The 15,074-nt window shown below is 67.6% G+C and carries 13 protein-coding genes; 7 read left to right on the top strand and 6 right to left on the bottom strand.

Annotated features, from left to right (window positions below):
* Nucleotides 1-13: 13 nt before the first annotated feature.
* On the bottom strand, nucleotides 14-841 hold the full coding sequence (locus ACAG24_RS12540) for an arylamine N-acetyltransferase family protein (protein ID WP_370473381.1): 828 nt from the start codon (nucleotides 839-841) through the stop codon (nucleotides 14-16).
* Between the two features lie 219 nt (nucleotides 842-1,060).
* Here ACAG24_RS12540 and ACAG24_RS12545 point away from each other — a divergent pair, with 219 nt between their 5' ends.
* From ACAG24_RS12545 to ACAG24_RS12560, 4 genes are all read left to right on the top strand, one after another.
* Nucleotides 1,061-1,756, top strand: coding sequence for an SDR family oxidoreductase (locus ACAG24_RS12545; protein WP_370473382.1), 696 nt, complete (start codon nucleotides 1,061-1,063; stop codon nucleotides 1,754-1,756).
* Nucleotides 1,757-1,889: 133 nt separating this feature from the next.
* Nucleotides 1,890-2,699, top strand: a complete 810-nt coding sequence (locus tag ACAG24_RS12550) for a lysophospholipid acyltransferase family protein (protein WP_370473383.1) — start codon at nucleotides 1,890-1,892, stop codon at nucleotides 2,697-2,699.
* Between the two features lie 3 nt (nucleotides 2,700-2,702).
* Nucleotides 2,703-4,337 (top strand): acyl-CoA ligase FadD12, encoded by a 1,635-nt coding sequence (gene fadD12 / locus ACAG24_RS12555; protein WP_370473384.1) that lies wholly within the window; start codon nucleotides 2,703-2,705, stop codon nucleotides 4,335-4,337.
* Nucleotides 4,330-5,568, top strand: coding sequence for an alpha/beta hydrolase (locus tag ACAG24_RS12560; RefSeq protein WP_370473385.1), 1,239 nt, complete (start codon nucleotides 4,330-4,332; stop codon nucleotides 5,566-5,568). Before fadD12 ends, ACAG24_RS12560 begins: the two co-directional genes overlap by 8 nt.
* 14 nt (nucleotides 5,569-5,582) lie before the next feature.
* Here the strand turns inward: ACAG24_RS12560 and ACAG24_RS12565 are convergent, their stop codons facing one another.
* The gene (locus tag ACAG24_RS12565; protein ID WP_370473386.1) at nucleotides 5,583-6,101 is read right to left on the bottom strand and encodes a TetR/AcrR family transcriptional regulator; all 519 of its coding nucleotides are present in this window, start codon (nucleotides 6,099-6,101) and stop codon (nucleotides 5,583-5,585) included.
* A gap of 97 nt (nucleotides 6,102-6,198) precedes the next feature.
* Between ACAG24_RS12565 and ACAG24_RS12570 the strand changes: the two genes are divergently transcribed.
* Complete coding sequence (locus ACAG24_RS12570) at nucleotides 6,199-6,573, top strand: hypothetical protein (protein ID WP_370473387.1); 375 nt, start codon at nucleotides 6,199-6,201, stop codon at nucleotides 6,571-6,573.
* A 40-nt stretch (nucleotides 6,574-6,613) separates the two neighbouring features.
* Here ACAG24_RS12570 and ACAG24_RS12575 read toward each other — a convergent pair whose 3' ends face one another.
* On the bottom strand, nucleotides 6,614-8,032 hold the full coding sequence (locus tag ACAG24_RS12575) for a WS/DGAT/MGAT family O-acyltransferase (RefSeq protein ID WP_370473388.1): 1,419 nt from the start codon (nucleotides 8,030-8,032) through the stop codon (nucleotides 6,614-6,616).
* Nucleotides 8,033-8,125: 93 nt separating this feature from the next.
* Complete coding sequence (locus tag ACAG24_RS12580; RefSeq protein ID WP_370473389.1) at nucleotides 8,126-9,346, bottom strand: alpha/beta hydrolase fold domain-containing protein; 1,221 nt, start codon at nucleotides 9,344-9,346, stop codon at nucleotides 8,126-8,128.
* A 170-nt stretch (nucleotides 9,347-9,516) separates the two neighbouring features.
* On the opposite strand from ACAG24_RS12580, the gene ACAG24_RS12585 reads away from it, so the two are divergent.
* Both ACAG24_RS12585 and ACAG24_RS12590 read left to right on the top strand, forming a co-directional pair.
* On the top strand, nucleotides 9,517-11,718 hold the full coding sequence (locus ACAG24_RS12585) for an acyl-CoA dehydrogenase family protein (protein WP_370473390.1): 2,202 nt from the start codon (nucleotides 9,517-9,519) through the stop codon (nucleotides 11,716-11,718).
* A gap of 44 nt (nucleotides 11,719-11,762) precedes the next feature.
* A complete protein-coding gene (locus ACAG24_RS12590) occupies nucleotides 11,763-12,701 on the top strand; it encodes an alpha/beta hydrolase (RefSeq protein ID WP_370473391.1) in 939 nt (312 codons plus the stop codon).
* On the opposite strand, the gene ACAG24_RS12595 is transcribed toward ACAG24_RS12590, so the two are convergent.
* Together ACAG24_RS12595 and ACAG24_RS12600 are read right to left on the bottom strand one after the other, a co-directional pair.
* Complete coding sequence (locus ACAG24_RS12595) at nucleotides 12,689-13,963, bottom strand: amidohydrolase family protein (protein ID WP_370473392.1); 1,275 nt, start codon at nucleotides 13,961-13,963, stop codon at nucleotides 12,689-12,691. The two genes, ACAG24_RS12590 and ACAG24_RS12595, sit on opposite strands and share 13 nt — an antisense overlap.
* Nucleotides 13,957-15,072: a CoA transferase gene (locus ACAG24_RS12600; RefSeq protein ID WP_370473393.1), complete on the bottom strand. Its 1,116-nt coding sequence runs from the start codon at nucleotides 15,070-15,072 to the stop codon at nucleotides 13,957-13,959. The genes ACAG24_RS12595 and ACAG24_RS12600 overlap by 7 nt, the downstream gene beginning before the upstream one ends.
* Between the last annotated feature and the right edge of the window lie 2 nt (nucleotides 15,073-15,074).

Consider the following 15,074-nt stretch of genomic DNA (forward strand, 5'->3'; position numbering starts at 1 on the left):
CATTTCCTGCTGTCTAGCGGTCGAGCACCTCGCCGATGCGGGCCTCCAGCGCGGCGCGATCCCCGAGATCGCCGATGTCGATGCCGAATGTCGTGTCGAGCACCTCGAGCACCTCACCCGCCGTCTCCAGCCTGGTCTTCTCGGAACCACCGGCGCGGTGCACGGCGAGGTTGCGGCCGCGCAGGTTCCAGCGGGCGTCGTCGGTGACGATCGCCGCACTCAGCCCGACGACGAAACCCGACTTCGGGTAGGTGGAGACGTACCAGCTGCCGACCTCCAGGTCGATCCGCGGCCGCGGCGAGGGGTCCAGCAGGTACAGCGGGTGCCAGGTGCCGCGGACCTCGGCCTGCAGTTCGAATCCTTCGGCGTGGTCGAGCAATCGGTAAGGCTCGTGGCGGGTCTGCTGCACCGGCCCGCTCTGGAGGCGGATCGGCGACGTCAGCGTCTGGCCGCCGAAGCCGACGTCGACGAGGTATGGACCCTCCCCGTCGGGGAGAGTGACCGCGAGCACCTGGTGCGTCTGCGCGGGCAGCGAATCGTCGTCGTGCATCCACACCACCCGTCCCGCCAGCCGCTGCACGCCGTAGCCCAGGGCTTCGAGAACGAAGCCGAGCAGACCGTTGTGCTCGTAGCAGTATCCGCCGCGACGTCGGTGAATCAATTTGTCGGCCAATGCTTCTGCCGAGAGATCGGCGACCGGCACCCCCGTGAGCGGGTCGAGGTTCTCGAACGGGATGGTCCGGTTGTGCGCGGCGACGATCGCGTGCAGCGTCTCGCGGGTCGGTTCGGCTGCGCCCGCGAAGGAAATCCGGGCGAAGTAGGAGTGGAGCAGGGTGGACATGGCGACCATCGTGCGACCTCAACGACGGTTCAGGTCAAGGGCGGCAGGCCCGAAAAAGCACTATGGCGGAATCCCCCGACCGGGTGCCGCCATAGTGCCCTCTGAAACTACAGGGGCCAGGTCTTGCTGCGTCGCATTTCGACCCTGTCGGTTACCTGCTGCCTGCACATTTCTGAGTACACGGGACTATACCTAGGCGTTCCGCGCGTTGTCGTGGACATGACGAACATCGAACACATCACAGCGCTGGTCACCGGCGCGAACCGCGGTCTCGGCAAGCGCTTCGCCGAGCAGCTGGTAGCTCGGGGCGCCAAGGTCTACGCCGGCGCACGCCGACCCGACACCGTCGACATTCCGGGGGTCATCCCGATCCAGCTCGACATCACCGACCCCGAGTCCGTGCGCCGCGCAGCCGAACTCGCCGGCGACGTCAACGTCCTGGTGAACAACGCGGGCGTCTCGACCCGCGCGGGACTCTTGGACGGCGCTTTCGAGGACGTCCACCTCGAGATGGACACCCACTTCTTCGGCACCCTCGGAGTCACCCGCGCCTTCGTCCCCGTCATCGAACGCAGCATCGCCGGGGGCGGGGGCGGCGCCATTCTCAACGTGCTCTCCGTTCTGTCCTGGTTTCACCCAGCCTCGAGCGGCGCCTACTCGGCCGCCAAGGCCGCGGCGTGGGCGATGACCGACGCCGTTCGGGACGAGCTCGCTCCGCGCGGCATCCACGTCGCCGCGCTGCACGTCGGCTACATGGACACGGACATGGTCAGCGACATCCCGGCCGACCAGAAGACCGATCCGGCGGTGGTGGCCGAGCTCGCCCTCGACGGTCTGCTCTCCGGGGCGACCGAGATCATCGGCGACGAACTCACCCGGACGGTCAAGGCACAGATGTCGAGTCCACGGGCTTGACGGCCGGGCGTCGGTACTGAATTCTTCGGTCAAGTGATGCTGGTCATAGCTTCGGGGGTAGCCGTGAGCAGCGGGTACACTAGCAAAACTAGAACATGTTCCAGTCCGACGCCGAAGCTGCAAGGGGGCCGCTGTGAACGCGACCGACGTCATTCCGTCCGAGCTCACGAAGTGGGATCCGGTTCTCACCGAACGTGTGATGGGCATCCTCAGGCCGTTCCTCAAGGGGTGGCATCGCGCCGAGGTCCGCGGGTTGGAGAACTTCCCGAACGGCGGTGCCCTGGTGGTGTCGAACCACTCCGGAGGGCTGTTCCCGATGGACGTCCCCGTGTTCGCCAGCGGCTTCTACGACAAGTTCGGCTATGACCGGCCGGTCTACACGCTCAGCCACGACATGCTGATGGTCGGGCCTACCGGCGCGTTCTTCAAGAAGACCGGCTTCATCCCTGCCAATCACAAGAACGCCGACGAAGCCCTGCGCTCGGGCGGCGTCGTCCTGGTCTTCCCGGGCGGCGACTACGACGTCTACCGTCCGTCGCTGTCGGCAAACAAGATCGACTTCGGTGGCCGCACCGGGTACGTCAGGGCGGCCATCAACGCGGGTGTCCCGATCGTGCCGACCGTCGGGATCGGCGGCCAGGAGAGCCAGCTGTTCCTGACCCGCGGCACCGACGTCGCCAAGGCCCTCGGGCCGGTCGCACGGCTGTTCCGCGCCAAGATCGTGCCCGTCTCCTTCGGCTTCCCGTTCGGGCTGTCGGTGGTCCTCCCGCTAAACGTGCCCCTGCCTGCCAAGATCACGATGAAAGCACTTCCGCCCATCGACATCGCGAAGGAGTTCGGCGAGAACCCCGACATCGACGAGGTCGACGCCCACGTGCGCCGGGTGATGCAGCGCGCGCTCGACGAACTCGCCAAGGAGCGCAAGCTCCCGGTGCTCGGCTGATAGATGGGCCTCCTCGACCCCGTCACCAACACCTTCGGACTGCTCTCGACGATGGCGCGCGCGGGCGTCATCGCCCCGATGCGCCCGGACAAGTACCTGCGCATCGTCGGCGCGATGCAGCGCGAGAACATGGCCATCACGTCCGGTTTCGCCGCGGCGGCACAGCGCTGCCCCGACCGGGCCGGTCTCGTCGACGAGCTCGGCATCCTGACATGGCGCCAGATCGACCGCCGGGCCGACGCGTTCGCCGCGGCCCTCCAGGCGCTGCCCGGCGGGCAGCCGGAGGTGATCGGGCTGATGGCACGCAACCACCGTGGGTTCGTCGACGCGCTGATCGCGGCCAACCGCATCGGCGCCGATGTGCTGCTGCTCAACACGTCCTTCGCCGGGCCGGCGCTGGCCGAGGTGCTTGAGCGCGAGGGTGACGGGAAAACCGTCGCCGTGGTCTACGACGACGAATTCACCGAGATCGTCGACCGCGCGCTGACCGACCGTCCCGACACCACCCGCATCGTCGCGTGGACCGACACCCCCGGCGATGGGCTGACGGTCGAGAACCTGATCGCCGAGCACGGCGGTGAGGAGCCCGTGCGCGCCACCGACAAGAGTCGGGTGATCCTGCTGACCTCGGGCACCACCGGAACGCCGAAGGGCGCCAAGCATTCCGGCGGCGATCCGAGCGTGCTCAAGGCGATCCTGGACCGAACTCCGTGGCGGGCAGAGCAACCCGTCGTCATCGTCGCCCCGATGTTCCACGCATGGGGCTTCTCCCAGCTGGCCTTCGCCGCGTCGATGTCGTGCACGATCATCACGCGCCGCAAGTTCGATCCCGAGGCGACGCTGGAGCTCGTCGACAAGTACCGGGCCACCGGGCTGTGCGTGGTGCCGGTGATGTTCGACCGGATCATGGACCTGCCCACCGAGGTTCTCGACAAGTACAGCGGGCGCTCGCTGCGATTCGCGGCGGCATCGGGCTCCCGGATGCGCCCCGACGTCGTCATCGAGTTCATGGACCGTTTCGGCGACGTGATCTACAACAACTACAACGCGACCGAGGCGGGCATGATCGCGACCGCCACGCCCCGCGATCTTCGCGCCGCACCCGACACCGCGGGCGTTCCGGCCGAGGGCACCCAGATCCGCATTTTCGATCCCGAGTTCAACGAGGTCCCCACCGGGCAGACCGGGGCCATCTACGTCCGGAACTCGACGCAGTTCGACGGCTACACATCCGGTAAGACGAAAGACTTCCACGACGGCTTCATGTCGTCGGGCGATCTGGGTTACGTCGACGTCGTCGGGCGTCTGTTTGTCGTCGGTCGCGACGACGAGATGATCGTCTCCGGCGGGGAGAACGTCTATCCCATTGAGGTGGAGAAGACGCTGACCAGCCATCCCGATGTGGCCGAGGCCCACGTGCTGGGCGTCGACGACGAGAAATTCGGTCAGCGGCTCGTCGCGTTCGTGGTTTTGAACCCCGGCGCGGCGGCTACCCCGGAGGCGCTGAAACAGCACGTTCGCGACAACCTCGCGAACTACAAAGTGCCGAGGGAGATCACGGTGCTCGACGAGCTTCCTCGCAGCATCACCGGGAAGATCTCGCGCAAGGAATTGAAGGACCGTATCGGGGATGCCTAAACGCCGTCCGCTGCTGCGCGCGGCAGCAGAGTTGCTCAATGCTGCCAACGGTTTCAAACCGCTCGCCCGTGAGGGCTACCCGACCATCCCGGTGTTCGCGTTCGGCTGGCCGACCTCGGAGTTGTCCCCGCTCTACATGGCGGGCTCGATGCTGGACGCGGGGCGGCGCGGCATTCGCGGCGACTTCCGTGGCACTCGCGGGCGGATCGCGCTGCTGCTCACCGCGATTGCCTGGGTGGTGCTGTATCTGACCCACCGGCGCAACGTGGCGTCTCGGCCTTTCTTCGAGGATCCGCTGCGCGAAGCGCTCGGCTCCGACTACCAGGCCATCGCCGAGAAGGTGAAGTCCTCGCGGCGCCGGTTCATCGGTGTGCCGCCCAACAACTTCGTCCGGCGCCGTTACGTGGAGAAGGCCGGCACCGTGCATTACGGCCCGCTCCGGGTCAACCGCGCAGACATCTGGCGCCGGCCCGACCTGCCACGCGACGGTAAAGCCCCTGTGCTGCTCCAGGTTCCGGGTGGCGCCTGGGCCATCGGCATGCGCAAGCCCCAAAGCTATCCGCTGATGAGCCACCTCGCCGACCACGGCTGGATCTGTGTGTCCATCGACTACCGCGTCAGCCCGAAGAACACGTGGCCCGACCACATCGTCGACGTCAAACGCGCCCTGGCCTGGATCAAGGAGCACATCGCCGAATACGGGGGCGACCCGGACTTCGTCGTGATCACGGGCGGATCGGCGGGCGGGCACCTGTCGTCGCTGGCAGCGCTGACGGCTGACGACCCACAGTTCCAGCCGGGCTTCGAAGACGCCGACACCTCGGTGGTCGCCGCGGTGCCGATCTACGGTCGCTACGACTGGGTTTCGGCGCAGGGCAACGGCCGCAAAGAGTTCATCGCGTTCCTGCAGAAGTTCGTGGTCAAAAAGCCGATCGCCGGGAACCGGCAGCTGTACGTCGACGCGTCGCCGAGCTACCGGTTGCGTCCCGACGCGCCGCCGTTCTTCGTCCTGCACGGGCAGGACGACTCGATCATCCCCGTGCCCGAGGGACGGGAGTTCGCCGAGGCGCTGAAGGCGGTGTCCACGTCACCGGTCGTGTACGCCGAGATCCCGCATGCTCAGCACGCTTTCGACTTCTACTACGGCTCGCCGCGCGCGCACTACACGGCGCAGGCCGTCGAGGCCTTCCTGTCGTGGGTCATGGCCACCCGCAAGATGGCTGCCGGCTAGAACTCGCCCGGGGCTCAATTCGGCTTGGCCCCAAGCATTTTCGCTACCCTGGCGGCCCAATCGGTGCTCACTGACCCCGTTCTGGCCAGCTCGGCGACGTAGCTCCCGACGATCATGTCGATGACCGTCTCCGCCTCCGTGTCGTCCATGTCGAGTGCATCTATCGCCTGCCTGCGGTATGTCACCAGAATCGACCGGAACGCGCCGCTGAAGTCCGGATCGTCGTCGGTGAGCAGAGCGGCGAAACCGCCGGCACCGATGCCGTGGGAGATGACGTCGACGGACTGGGCGATGGCCCACCGCAACCGCTCTCGGCGACTTGCGCTCGGCGGTGCCGACGGGCGCTCGCCGAGGGTCTCCAGAGCAGCTGTCAGCAGCGCACGCCGATTGGGATGGCGGCGATAGATGGTGGTCTTGGCGATGCCAGTGGCTTCGACAATCGCCTGCATGGTGACGGCCTTGGGCCCCCGGGCGCGCAGGATATCCAACGCCGCGTCGAGGATTCGTGCGCCGACATCGTCCTGAGCCGCCATATCGCGCTCCTCCCCGCGCAGGGTGCATCTCGTCGGCAACAACGCTACACTAAACGTATCGCTACGCTACACGTAGCGTGTTGAAAGGAGGTATTCGATGCGACGCGTATCGTTCGCTCGCGCCCCCCTGCCGGCTGTTGGATATGTTCTGACGCTGATCGGCTTCGCATTCCTGGGGTGCTTCACCGCTGCACTGGCACTGGACAGCGAGCTTGCACCCTGGCTCGGAGCAGCGATGGTCGCGAGTTACGCACTGGGAGTGCTCTGCTTCGTCCTTCGCGCCCGCCATATCGCCACCGCGGATCCGTCCGACACCATCGTGCTGGGCATGGACCCCTTACGAGGCAACACGGATCGACGGGCTGCCGAACGATATCTGGCGCGGTACCGGAACGAGTCCGCCCCCGTCACCACAGCGCATGCGACCGCCAACATGGCGGCAACAGAGCGGCATCTCGCTGACGCCGCCTAGGAATCGGCGGGCCGACTAATTGGCCACGTCGGCGGGCCGACTAATTGGCTAAGGCCGTTTCGACGACCGTCAGCTCCGTGGAAAGCCCTGCAGCACGCCGGATCTCGACGAAGTCTTCGACCATCGCGGCCGTCAGCTCATGCGGGTCCTCAACGGTCTTACCGTCTGAGAGCACCGAGATGTTGATCTGGTCGACATAGCTCCACACGGTGATGTTGAGCCCGCTGCCCATCGTCAGAGGCCCGACCGAGTAGATCTCGGTGACGAGCGCACCGCCCACGCGCGCACGCTCTTTCGGCCCGGGCACATTGGAGATCGGCAGGTTCATCACCTTGTTCTGCCCGTCTTTGTGGGACAACCAGCGGAACATGGCCTCGGCGGGGCCGGGCGGGAAGTACGCGGACCACCGGCTGACGAGCTCGGGCCCGAGGAGGTTGTTGCTCTCCTTGCCGGCGACGGCCGCGTCGTGTGCGGCGCGGACCCGCTCCAGCGGATCGTCCAATTCCACGGGGATGCTGACAAGGACGCCGGTGAAGTAGTTGCCGTAGATGCGGTCGCGCGAGAAGTCGAAGCTCACCGGAACGGAGGCGAGCAACGGATGGTCGGCGTGACCGTCGTAGCGCAGCAACAACTTTCGCAGCGCACCCGCTGACATCGCCAGGATCATGTCGTTGATCGTGACCCCGAGATGTTTGCCCGTGGCCTTGACGTCGTCCAGTGCGAGTGTGGTGGTGGCGAACTTTCGGGTCGCGTCGATCTGGTGGTTCATGAAGGTGGGCGGCGGCGTGAACGGGCGGGTCAGTTCCGGGGAGAGCTTGTTTCCGCTGTCGCGTACTCTCCGCACGCCCTGCGCGGTGTAGCGCACCACGCCAGGAAATTTTGCGATCTGGCGGAGGTGGTCGGTGAAGGCCGTGCGCACCAGCTCGCCTTTCGACGGGGCCGGGTCGGTGGCGTAGGAGTCGCGGTCGGCCTGCGGGCCGTCCTGCAGATCCATTCCGCGCGCGAGCAGATTGGCCGACGCGACACCATCGGCGAGGGCGTGGTGGATCTTGCCGAGCACCGCGATGCGACCGCCCGCGAGACCTTCGATGAGGTACATCTCCCACAGCGGCTTACTGCGATCCAGTGGCGTGCTGGCAATCCGGCCGACTTCCTCGTCCAGTTCGCGTCGGCCACCCGGCGCGGCGACCCTGGCCGACCGTACGTGGTACTCGAGGTCCACCTCGGCGTTCTCCCGCCACATGGGATGGTGGAACTTGAACGGGATGTCGATCAGTTCGAAGCGGAAGGGCTCGAGTTTGTAGAGCCTGCTGTGGATGACTTTGCGGAGCTCTTCGACACCGAACGTCGCTCCGCCCAGATCGTCGAGCTCGATGACCGCCAGCTTCAGCGTGTGCATGTGGACCGTGGGCGTCTCGCTGTACAGCAGCACAGCGTCCCAGCCGCGCAGTCGTTTCACCGCGACAGCCTTCTCATCGCGCAAGCCTCTTCACCGCGCCACCTTCCCAACGCCCGTCGGCTTCTCGCGCAAGCGCTCGTGCGCCAGAGGTGACTATATAACCTCTTTGGCCCCGATCAGGCTCCGGTTTCGGTGAATGTGGTTGAGGAACAAGCCGATTGCGGTGGCCGCGGCGCCGGTGCGGGCGCCGTCGGTCATGTCGAAGCCGTGACCCGCGCCGGGAAGCTCGACGTAGCCGACCACCGAGCGTGAAACATTGCGCAGCCGTTCGACGAAGCTCTGCGCCTGGGCCACCGGAATGACGCTGTCACCGGTGCCGTGGATGACCAGGAACGGCGGCGCTTCCGAATGGATGCGGGCCATCGGCGAGGCCTTGCGGAACACATCGGGATGCTTGGCGAACTTGCGTTTGACGACGACCTTCTCGAGGAAGTCCATGAAGCGGACACGCTCCACGGTGGACTTGTCCTCCCAGTCGTAGCGTCCGTAGATCCCGACGACCGCATCGACCGATGTGTCGGAGCCTTCGGGCAGTTCGCACTGCAGTTCGGGATCGTTGGCCGTCAGACCGGCCAACGCCGCGAGATGGCCGCCGGCCGACGTGCCGGCCACTGCGATGAAGTCACGGTCACCGCCGAACTTGTCGACGTTCGCGCGGGCCCAGGCGATCGCGGTCTTCACATCAGTGATGTGCGCGGGCCACGGGTGGTGCGGAGCGACCCGGTACTCGACGGACAGACAGACCCAGCCCATCTCGGCCAGGTGCGACATCAACGCATAGCCCTGCAGCATGCGGCCGCCGTGCACCCAGGCGCCGCCCGGGACGAAGATCATCACCGGCGCGTCGGCGGGGGTGTCGTCGCGACGCCACACGTCGAGAAGCTGAGTCGGGCGCGGGCCGTACCGCACCGACGTCTTGTGCACGTTGCGCAGGTGCTCGCGCATCTTCCAGATCGGCGGCGTGCGCTCGGCGGCGGGCCACTCGATCTCCAGGTCTTTGGGCGAGACAACACCCCGCAGAGCGGCCTCGGTGACTGCACTGGTGCAGTCACGCTCCTGTTGCTTCTTCTCGGCGTCGTTGGGCGTCACCAGCGACTTGGCCAGTGCGCCGACGAAGTCCGGAGCATGCCGAGCGCCCCAGACGCCCGCGGCCGTCAGTGCCCCAAGCGGCTCAAGGTGTTTCCCGATCACCGGCAGCGAAGCCGAGGCGACGCTCGCTGCCAGCAAGTAGTCGGAAATTCCCGCGTTCAGCAACCATTGCACGCGGGTAGTCAAGGTGGGTCCGGGATAACGCGTATCCGGGCGTTCCGTCATGGGCGCGAGCGTACCCCGTGACACAGATCTCAAACGACAATCGCAGCGAAGTTGTCTACTGATTTTCAGATGTGGTCAATTTGTGATCTGACTCACAAGACCTGGTGCGGAATTCGCACCACGATAGCGTCGGTTGACATCCGTCAACTTCACCGAAGAAGGCATCCCACGTGAGCAAGACCGCGAGCACCTCCGCGCTGGCCATCACCGACGACCACCAGGACCTCGCGGACGCCGCCGCAGGTCAGCTGACCCGGTTGCAGACCCTCGCCAAGGCGCGATCCACGCTCGATGGCGGATCCACTCATCCCTCCGAAATCTGGTCTGCTGCAATTGATCTCGGTTGGACGGGATTGGCGATCGCCGAAGAGCACGGCGGTTCGGGCTACGGCCTCGCCGAGCTCGCCGTGGTCGCCGAGTGCCTCGGCCGCCAGCTTGCCCCCGGACCGTTCTTGTCCAGCGCGTCGGCGGCGGTGGTGCTCGACCGATGCGCAGCGGAATCCGTTCGGGCCGAACTTCTTCCGGGTCTTGCAAGCGGCGAGACGGTTGCCGCCCTCGGCGTGTCGGGCACCATCGACGTCACGACCGACCACCGTGCAGCCGGGGAATGTTCCGCGGTCCTCGGCGCGCCGGACGCGGCCCTGCTGGTCCTTGCCGCCGGCGAGGACATCCTCGTCGTCGATTCCGCCGCCGACGGTGTGACGGTGACGGCGCTGGAAAGCCTCGACACCACCCGCAGCATCGGATCGGTGGCCTTGACGGGTGTTTCCGTACCCTCCGACCGGGTGCTGCGCGGTGCCGCGCGCCACGCCAGGACCGTCTTCCGGATCTTGGCGTCGGCCGAAGCGGTCGGCGTCGGATGGGCGGCGCTGGACATGGCCGTCGAGTACGCGAAGGTGCGTGAACAGTTCGGCCGCACCATCGGAACGTTTCAGGCCGTCAAACATCACGCGGCCAACATGCTCGTCGACGTCGAGACCGCGACGGCGGCCACCTGGGACGCGGCCCGCTCCGACGATCTGGACAGTGCGTGGTTTCCCGCGGCGGTTGCCGCGACGCTGGCGATCCGTGCCCAGGTGTCCAATGCGCAGAACAATATTCAGCTGCACGGCGGTATCGGCTTCACATGGGAACACGATGCGCATCTCTACCTTCGTAGAGCGAGAACGCTTGCGGCGCTGATGGCTGACGGCGCCGACCCCGTGCTCGATGTGGTGGAAGGCCAGCGCAGCGGCCGGGCGCAGGGTGCGTCGTTCACGCTGCCGCCGGAATCCGAGGAGTTCCGCGGCCCGGCACGCGACGCCGCCGCAACAGTGCGATCCTTACCCGCCGACAAGCAGCGGGACTTCCTCGTCGAATCCGGCTATCTCGTGCCGCACTGGCCCACACCGTGGGGCCGGGCTGCCAACGTCCTCGAACAGCTCGTCATCGAAGAGGAGTTCGGCTCGGCGGGCGGGGGCGAATCGACACCGGTCGAGCGCCCAGACATGGGGATCACCGGCTGGGTGGCGTTGACCATCGCCCAGGCGGGCACCGACGACCAGCGCGAACGCTGGGTGGAGCCGGTGCTGCGCGGACAGGTGATGTGGTGCCAGCTGTTCTCCGAGCCGGGCGCCGGCTCGGACGCCGCCGCAGTCCGCACGTCGGCCAAGAAGGTCGACGGCGGATGGCGGGTGACGGGCCAGAAGGTCTGGACCAGCCTGGCCCACATGTGCCAGTGGGGACTGGCCACCGTGCGCACCGATCCCGATGCCCCCAAGCACGCCGGCGTGACGATGATGGCGATCGACATGAACGCCGAGGGAGTGACGGTCAATCCGCTGCGCGGGATCACCGGCGACTCCCACTTCAACGAGGTGTTCTTCGACGACGTGTTCGTGCCGGACGCCGACGTCGTGGGTGACGTGAACAAGGGATGGCTGGTCGCGAGGGCGACGCTGGGCAACGAGCGGATCTCGATCGGCGGTGGCTCAGGGGCGCCGACCGGCACCACACCGGATCACCTGATCAAACTGCTCGACAGCGCACCGGCGGCCGCAGCGACGTACGTCCGTCGGGCAGGCGAGGTCATCGCGGAGATCCACACACTGCGGCTGCTGAACCTGCGCCGCGCCACGCGCGCGATCGCCGGCGCCGAACCGGGCCCGGAAGGCAATGTCACCAAGCTGCTGGTCGCCGAGTCCGGTCAGCACCTCACCGAGCTGGCGTTCGAGCTGGCAGGCACGGCGGCGGTGGTCGAGCAGGCCCCGCAGCTGACCCGCAGCTATCTGGGCAACCGGGCGATGACGATCGCGGGCGGAACCTCGGAGATCACCCGCAACACGATCGCCGAGCGGATCCTCGGGCTGCCGCGAGATCCGCTGCTTCGCTGACGGACGCCGCCATCCACGCTGGGCAGTACACGCATACTGATCGGGTGCACAGCATCGATTTCCATCCCGAACTCCGCCGCGCCGCACGTGTGGTGCCGAGGCAGGTCATCACCCCCCGGACGTTGCCGCTGATACGCGCTGCGTCGCGGATGATGTGGCGCAAGGCTCCCGCCGACGACGTCGAGGTCCTCACCCTGCATTCGGGGGTCGGAGTCCGGCTCTTCCGGCCAACGGGGGTCACCCTTCCCGCTCCCGCGCTGCTGTGGATCCACGGCGGGGGCTATGTCATCGGCGACGCCGCGCAGGATGACGTGCTGTGCCGCAGGTTCGCCCGTGAGCTCGGTGCGACCGTGGCGTCGGTCAACTATCGGCTCGCGCCCGAGCATCCGTATCCCGCCCCGGTCGAAGACTGCTATTCGGCACTGGGCTGGCTGGCCGCCCTGCCCGCGGTCGATCCGGCCCGCCTCGCGATCGGCGGGGCCAGCGCCGGGGGCGGACTCGCCGCATCACTGGCCCTGCTCGCCCGTGACCGCGGCGAAATCCCGCTCGCCGCACAGCTTCTCGTATATCCGATGATCGACGACCGCACCGTGGAGCGTACCGGGCTGGACAACCCCGGGCATCGGCTGTGGAATCAGGCGAGCAACCGGTTCGGCTGGCGGGCCTATCTCGGCAACGCCGACCCCGATGTCGCCGTGCCCGCGCGGCGCGACGACCTCGCGGGGCTTCCACCGGCGTGGATCGGCGTCGGCACCCTGGACCTGTTCCACGACGAGGACCTGGCCTACGCCGAGCGGTTGCGGGCCGCGGGGGTACCCTGCGAGGTGGAGGTCGTCGACGGTGCGTTTCACGGATTCGACGGTGTGGCACCGAAAGCCGATGTGTCGATGTCGTTCTTCCGGAGTCAGTGCGCTCTGCTGCGCACGGCATTCGCGCCCGCGGCCTCGCCGGAGACGCGAGTCTCGCCGACTCAACGTTCGTAGACGACCTCGCCGCCGATGACGGTGGCGGCGACCGCCCCGGCATCGAGTTCGGCCAGCGTTTCCGCCGGTGGCGCCGTCAGGATGCACAGGTCACCGGCGGTCCCCGCCTCGATGCGCGCGGGGTGACCCGGTCGGTTACCCGTGAACAATCTCAATGCTGTTGCCGCCGAGACGCATTCGGCGGGGCCGAGGACAATGTCGGACGGCGTGCGTCGATGCACCGCCGCCCGCATCGCCGCCCACGGATCCGCGTTACCGAATGGGGCATCGGTGGACAGTGCAACGGGAATGCCGGCGCTCAGCAGTGACGCCACCCGCCACAACTCGTGATGCTCCGTCTCGGGGACCTCGACCAGGTACTGATCTCCGCGCTCGGCAACGAAATTCGGCTGGGTCACCACCGCGATGCCGCTCGCGGCAAGGTCGGCCAGCGTCCCGTCGGGGACGACGGCCGCGTGCTCGATGCGATCGAGCGGGTGGCGGCCTGCGGCGCGGATTGCTTCCAGACCCACGACCAGTTGCGGGGCGGTCACACAGTGCAGCGCCACCGGCACCCCTACCGAATGGCTGTGGCGAATCCAGCGGGTGAGCGCGTCGAGGTCCAACTCGTCATCGTGGAGGATGCGTTTACCCGGTGCCAGGCACCGCACCGTCTGGCGCATCCGCTGCTGCAGCTCGGTGATGTCGCCCGCGCCGAGATCCGGTGTGGCGTCGGTGACTCCGGTGACGCCGTAGCGGCACAACTGCACGCTGAGCTCGGCCAGGCCGGGCTCGCTCGGCGGCAATGCCCAGCTGGGATCGGAGCTGCGCAGTATGCCGGTGGGATGCTCGGCGAGACCGACACGGATCAGCGCGGGCGTGTTGAGGGTCCACTGCACTCCGCTGCGGTGCTGGATGCGCACCGGGACGGTGGGCGCGACACCGTCGAGGGCATGTCGATCCAACGGTCCCGCCGCGGAGTCGTGGTAGCCGATCGCGCGCACCCAGCCGTCGTCGCTCCGTGCCGCGGTCGCGAGAATCGCTGCCAGCGAGCTTCTGTCGCGGACATGCTCGGGGCCCACCCGCACGGAGTGCACCGCCGCCGCGGCCGCCCGCAGGTGGAGGTGATGGTCGTTCAGTCCGGGCACCACCGTGCCGCCCGCGGCGTCGTACTCAACCTCACCGGGTGCGGCCGCCAACCCCGGGGCGACGTCGACGATCTGCTCCTCGACGCGGATGTCGGTCTCGGTTCCGTCGAGCAGGACCGCGCGCCTGATCAGCACGGGACGACCAGTCGTTCGGCCACCATGCGGCGTACGAGGTCGGTGTCGGCGCCCAGTGGCGCGGCCGGAACAGCGGTCACGGGCACTGCGGTGCAGTCTGTTTCGTCATCGTCGACGAGGCGGGCATACTCGGCGGCGACTGCCGACATCGACACCTCGATCAGCTCACCGCCGCCACGCCCGCGTGATTCCAGCGCGGCACGGGCCGCATGGATACCTGTCAACGGGTCGGCGATGGCGTCGCCGCAGAACGTCGGCGCGGCGCCGGTGCCGCCGACGAGTCCGCCCGACACCGCGGCGTCGTCTCCGAAGGCCACCCAGTCCGCTCGCTCGCCTGCAGTGCCGTGGCCGGTGATCCGGACCCAGGTGCGCCCGGGACGCGCCGCGACATCCGCCGGTCCGAGGCTGCGGCGCTCTAGCGCAGCGGGACGCGACGATTCGATGACCACATCCGCGGCCGAAAGCAGCCTGCGGATGTCCGTCGTGTCCCCGAAATCCGCCTCGTACGAGAGCTTTCCAGCGTTGATCCAGTCGAAGAACTCGACCGCGCCGTTGCGGGTGCCGTCCGGCCGTTGCGCGCTTTCGACCTTGACGACGGTCGCTCCCGCGTCGGCGAGCACCCGCGCGCACAGCGGGCCCGCCCACATCGAGGACAGGTCCACGACCAGCAGATCGGCCAGCGGAGCCTGCTTACCGCGTTCGCCGATGGTGCTGACAGTCATTGAGGCTGAGCAGGTTTCGCCCAGTACACCGACGGGAAGGCCGAGCATCCGCGCCCGTTCGCAGAAGGCGGCCACACCGAGGTCGCGGACGCACTGCGCGACCGCGTCCCACGGTTCGCCGGGCACGCTGTCGCGTTCGAGGAGCGCCGGAACAGCATCCACGTCGTCGGGCCGGGACAGCGTCAACGCACACCACCCGTCCGGCCCCTCCATCAGCCGCGTCGCACCGCCCGCCGAGACGCGTCCCGCCGGCTGCAGGCCGAGCAGCGCGGCCCGCCCGCCGATCGCTGCGTCGGCGTCGACGTGCACCGCCGCCAGAACGGCGATGGACTGTGTGTTCTCCCGCGCGTGCGCCAGCACTGCGGCGGGCACTCGCAAGGGACTCACCT

The organism is Mycobacterium bulgaricum, from assembly GCF_041287165.2.
GTDB classification, from domain to species: Bacteria; Actinomycetota; Actinomycetes; order Mycobacteriales; family Mycobacteriaceae; genus Mycobacterium; species Mycobacterium bulgaricum.

Coding starts and splice junctions, on each gene's coding strand:
- fadD12 (WP_370473384.1), top strand. CDS start 2,703: ATGGGCCTCCTCGACCCCGTCACCAACACCTTCGGACTGCTCTCGACG.
- ACAG24_RS12560 (WP_370473385.1), top strand. CDS start 4,330: ATGCCTAAACGCCGTCCGCTGCTGCGCGCGGCAGCAGAGTTGCTCAAT.
- ACAG24_RS12580 (WP_370473389.1), bottom strand. CDS start 9,346: ATGACGGAACGCCCGGATACGCGTTATCCCGGACCCACCTTGACTACC.
- ACAG24_RS12565 (WP_370473386.1), bottom strand. CDS start 6,101: ATGGCGGCTCAGGACGATGTCGGCGCACGAATCCTCGACGCGGCGTTG.
- ACAG24_RS12540 (WP_370473381.1), bottom strand. CDS start 841: ATGTCCACCCTGCTCCACTCCTACTTCGCCCGGATTTCCTTCGCGGGC.
- ACAG24_RS12545 (WP_370473382.1), top strand. CDS start 1,061: ATGACGAACATCGAACACATCACAGCGCTGGTCACCGGCGCGAACCGC.
- ACAG24_RS12570 (WP_370473387.1), top strand. CDS start 6,199: ATGCGACGCGTATCGTTCGCTCGCGCCCCCCTGCCGGCTGTTGGATAT.